Origin of the sequence: Roseburia zhanii (genome assembly GCF_014287635.1) — a bacterium.
In the GTDB taxonomy this organism is placed as follows: domain Bacteria; phylum Bacillota; class Clostridia; order Lachnospirales; family Lachnospiraceae; genus Roseburia_B; species Roseburia_B zhanii.
In genome coordinates this window covers 1-4,485 of the sequence record NZ_JACOPH010000034.1, presented here as the reverse complement: position 1 = coordinate 4,485, position 4,485 = coordinate 1, and the positions used below count along the sequence as shown (strand labels likewise).

At 33.3% G+C, this 4,485-nt stretch carries 6 protein-coding genes; all 6 read left to right on the top strand.

What is annotated here, in order from left to right; genetic code table 11:
• A partial coding sequence (locus H8S17_RS15665) for an ATP-binding protein (protein ID WP_186867855.1) occupies window positions 1-693 on the top strand: 693 nt, incomplete at its 5' end.
• A gap of 157 nt (window positions 694-850) precedes the next feature.
• Window positions 851-1,507: a DUF3879 family protein gene (locus H8S17_RS15660; protein WP_118098787.1), complete on the top strand. Its 657-nt coding sequence runs from the start codon at window positions 851-853 to the stop codon at window positions 1,505-1,507.
• Between the two features lie 48 nt (window positions 1,508-1,555).
• Complete coding sequence (locus H8S17_RS15655) at window positions 1,556-1,744, top strand: hypothetical protein (protein WP_044928892.1); 189 nt, start codon at window positions 1,556-1,558, stop codon at window positions 1,742-1,744.
• On the top strand, window positions 1,698-1,907 hold the full coding sequence (locus tag H8S17_RS17310; protein ID WP_147343742.1) for a DUF6947 domain-containing protein: 210 nt from the start codon (window positions 1,698-1,700) through the stop codon (window positions 1,905-1,907). The genes H8S17_RS15655 and H8S17_RS17310 overlap by 47 nt, the downstream gene beginning before the upstream one ends.
• A gap of 72 nt (window positions 1,908-1,979) precedes the next feature.
• Entirely contained in the window at window positions 1,980-3,422 is a 1,443-nt protein-coding gene (locus H8S17_RS15650; protein ID WP_015517468.1) for a hypothetical protein, read from the top strand.
• Between the two features lie 280 nt (window positions 3,423-3,702).
• Window positions 3,703-4,437 carry a LytR/AlgR family response regulator transcription factor gene (locus H8S17_RS15645; RefSeq protein ID WP_118088398.1) on the top strand — a complete coding sequence of 245 codons (735 nt, stop codon included), beginning with the start codon at window positions 3,703-3,705 and terminating at the stop codon, window positions 4,435-4,437.
• Window positions 4,438-4,485 lie beyond the last annotated feature (48 nt).

The following is a 4,485-nucleotide window of genomic DNA, read 5'->3' as shown; positions in this document are numbered from 1 at the left end:
GTTCTGGCAGATCTATACCTTTTATATTTTGTTAAAATGGCAGATGAAAAGAACTATTATGAAAAGCAGCTCATCGCTTTAGAGCAACAGGCAAAGGTACAATACGAATACTATTTGACCCAGGCAAAAAAGTATGATCAAACCATTCAGATATTACATGATGTAAATAAGCATATTAAAGCAATCGAAGGGTTATATGGTGCAGAGCAGGAAAAAACGGCAGGAGAATATGCAACAAAGATCAGAGAGTTGTTGAAGCTGCTCATTCCGGTTCAATACACAGAAAATCCGATCTTGAATATACTTCTTACTGATAAAGAATCTGTTATGAGAGAAAAGGGGATTTCAGTAACAATAAAGATAGATAATGTGAATTTGAATTTCATTGAACCAATCGACATTACAACTATTTTTGGAAATTTATTAGATAATGCGATTGAAGCAACAGAAAAGCTGAAAGGCGAGAAATATATTTGCATTAAGATTGGCTCATATCATAAGATGATAGTTGTCAGCATTGAAAATAATTGTAATGAAGTAAAGTGGAAAAATGGTTTTCCAGTATCAAATAAAGGAAAAAATGGTGGAATAGGACTGCTGAATGTTCAGAGCAGTATAAAAAAATATGATGGAGATTTAACATTGAAGAATGATGGAAATAAATTTGCTGCTGAGTTATTCCTTAATTCATAAAAGAGCATTTTTGGCTATTTTTTTGTAAAAAGTCTTACTTCGTGCAAAAAAAATCGTACTTGGTGCAGAAAAGGTAAAATATCAGAAGGGGTGTGTCGATAGAAAAAAATAAAGTGGATGATACATATAAAAAATTTAATGATGGGAGGTTTCGCTTATGTCAAGAATTACGGACTACGGTTTTTTATTTCAAACAACATTTGGAACATCAAAAACAAATTTGGTCAACAATATTCAGTTGTCCAAAATGAACAGCAGTTCTGTACAAAAACAATTAAAAGCAGCAGGGATTGACACAAACAGTAAAAAGTATAAAGCAGCACTGAGTGAGATGATGAAGAATGGAAACGGTGCAATGTTTACAAATGTTCAGGCAATTAAGAACCTGATGAGCCAGTATGACAAAAACGGAGACTGGATTGATCCGAATACCGGATTAACAGGACTTGCTGTAACGGATGAGAACAGAAACAGTTATAAACATATCATTTCTATTCCAGAGAGCAGCCAGGAAGAAATGTTTGAACTGGCAAAGAAAGAATTCTTAAATGAAAACGGTACTTTAAATGGTGATACTACCAAAAGGGAGAGCGTATATAACAATTTATATAGAAAAATGGATAAAGATGACCGCTTATCAGCAGGCTGGACAATGGAACAATATGAACATCAATACAGACAGGCATTTGCAGAAGCAGCAAAAGCCGCTGATCCTACATGGAAAGCTGGGAAACCAATACCGGCTGGTGCATTGGATGGCATTACCAGAGAGTCTGTTGAGAGTGGCAAGAAATCAGTAGATATAAAAATATAGTATGTTTTTTATGTGGAATATATTTCATTTTTGAAGGAGGTTGCTAATATGAGAATATCAGAAAAAGCTAAAAAGACGGTTTCAAGAAAAACGTTTATGGCAGTTGTTGTAAGTATGATGGTTTGTTTGCTTTTTGTAACACCAGTATTTGCAGCTTCAAGTTTTTATAGTAAGACAACTACTAAGCTGAATGCTATTAATGGAGGAAAATCAACAACCAGCAGGTTGGTGGAGTGACTTGGTTGACAATAATCCACCATCAGGATCAATTGATGGAAACTATGCAACATCTGTTACAGTACATTGGGTAAGTGGTATTTCTTATGTAAATGCTAGTTGCACTACAATGACACAGATGACATTGGATTATTTAGTTCCTTTCGGAATAATAGTGGGCTAAATATTTAGAAAGATAAATAAATTACGGATGGTATTTTTATACCATCCGTGGATTCCAAGAGGTGACGATAAGATGGGACACTATGTACATTATATAGGTGGCGGAATAGTAGATAGTAAAATATATGAGACAGGAAATGCAGCAAAAAGTTTTAAATCGCCGATGAAAGAATTAAATGAGCAAACGGTGTTAATAGAAAATGCCAAAACAAATAAGAATGATAGTTATCATCAGCATACGAAATACGATGATCAGGTAGATCGCTATTACAGTACATATGATATAGGAACATTGTTGCATAATAATGAAAGTTATTTAGAGGGAACAATCGATTCAAAATATGATGTAGATTACTATTCTTTTTCTTATCCGCAAAAAAGTTTTTACTCTAAAATGGGTATATCTTCAGAGATAACGATTTCATTGGAAAGCAAGAATAGTCAGGCATATAATTTAGTATTGTACGATTTATATGGCAATCAGATTGGAATAGCGACAGATGATGGACATGGTAATAAACAGCTTACGGTACCTAATTGGGACTGCGTTACATCAGATTATGTGATCAGAGTAGAAAATTCCAATATGACATCGGATTCCGGGGAAGGTTCCTATAGAATAAAAATTACGGAAACGAAAAACAGGGATACTTCAAGTAGTAATGTGCAGCACTCACAAGAAATAGCAAATGCAGATAATTCAGAAGAAAAAAATGCAATAAAGCAGAAATATGAAAAAACATATCAAAGCGAAATTGACAAATTACATCAGATGCAATTTGAAGCGTTGCCGGAAGATGAAAAATATTCGGGAACGGATAGTGTAGAAGAATTATTAAATAAGATGAAAAAGGGGGAGCAGTTAAGTGTGTCGGAAATGGCATATGTGAAAATATTTGCCAATTTATCTGATTATGAGAGAGCAGAGAAGTCGAATTATATAAAAAACGATTTTTATGCAGAAATAGAAAGAATAGCAAATGAAAAAGGAATTGAACTGCCAGATACATCATGGAAAATTGAAATAGATGTATCTGGAACTATTACGATTAACGGGGACATTACAGAAGAAAACAAAGAACAGATAAAAAATATGATATCGGAAAATTTTGCTGATGATATGTGGGAAAAATATATTCAGACAGCAGATATTTCTAACACACAATATAGATTAGTAAATGCTTACTATGAAGTGGAACAGTTCATTCAGAAAGCAACAAATGGACAGTATTCATTTGACGATATAAACGTAGATGACAATGGGAAGATTACCGGACTTCCAGAGAAAATGTGTAAAATAATGAACTCCCAGGAAGCCAATGCGAAATATGAGGAAATACGAGATAATATCTATATGCTGACGGATTATAAAAATCAATATGGATTGGAGGATATTCTTGCATTTAAGGCAGGGTATAATATTTCGGACTCTGAGGTAAGTACTGTGGGTACATCTGGCAATAATAGTGTTATGGATAATGCAGGATACTATAAAAATATGAAAACTATAATATAATGATAGAACCTAATAGAAATGGCGGGTTTAAAAGACATGAATCAGTTGATTACATATCAGTATGAAGCTGATAGTATGGACAGACAATGGTATTCTATACTGTAGCAATATAATTTGGGGGGAAAATATAGGAAATGTGCCGTCAAGATGATGGCACATTTTCTATATATATGATATTTATTTAGAGCCTATTTAGATAATATGCAGAGTACTTTATATTTATTTAATGGAAAAATAAAAATTACCGATATAGTAGGAAGATAGGAAGAAGGTGAGTAATATGCTGGAAATTGCTGTTTGTGATGACGATATAGCAGATCTTGAGTGTGCAGTGAATATGCTGCATAAGATTTTTACAAGTCAAAAGATTGCTTATCATATAGAGAAATTTATGTCTGCAAATCAAATGCTTGAAAATATCAGTCGTATTGATATCGGAATTTTAGATATTTCGATGGAAGAACTGAATGGTATTAAACTGGGGAGAAAATTGAAAGAAAAATTTCCAGATGTGAAATTAGTGTATATTACGAGTTATGAAGAATATTGTATGCAGGTCATTAACGAAGTTCACGCATTTTCATTTCTATGTAAGCCATTGGAATATGATAAATTGGAAATGCAGATGTTGGAACTACTGGATCAACTGCCGGATACCGGAGCAGAAAAGGATTTTTATAAAGTGACGGACAGCAATGGGAAAGAGTATCTGTCAATCAAATTGAAACTCAGGGACATTTTATATTTTGAATACATAAAAAGATCAAGAAAAGTACTGATAGCGTTGTCTGATATCACATATGAGTATGACTGCATTTTTGAAAAACTGGTTGAAGAACTGCAGCCCTATGATTTTGTTGTGAATTGCAGGGGAAATCTGGTTAATTTAAGGCATATTGAAAAAATAAAAGGCTTTACCATTTATATGGATAATGGAAAAGAACTCCAGATTGCGCAAAAGAGAAGCAGCGATTTTAGAGAAGAAGTAAATAAATTTTTGCAGAAAAATTCATAGGAGAAACGATGAATACGATTTTACTGATATTATGTAATGCTCTTTCCT

Coding starts and splice junctions, on each gene's coding strand:
- H8S17_RS15650 (WP_015517468.1), top strand. CDS start 1,980: ATGGGACACTATGTACATTATATAGGTGGCGGAATAGTAGATAGTAAA.
- H8S17_RS15660 (WP_118098787.1), top strand. CDS start 851: ATGTCAAGAATTACGGACTACGGTTTTTTATTTCAAACAACATTTGGA.
- H8S17_RS17310 (WP_147343742.1), top strand. CDS start 1,698: ATGCTATTAATGGAGGAAAATCAACAACCAGCAGGTTGGTGGAGTGAC.
- H8S17_RS15655 (WP_044928892.1), top strand. CDS start 1,556: ATGAGAATATCAGAAAAAGCTAAAAAGACGGTTTCAAGAAAAACGTTT.
- H8S17_RS15645 (WP_118088398.1), top strand. CDS start 3,703: ATGCTGGAAATTGCTGTTTGTGATGACGATATAGCAGATCTTGAGTGT.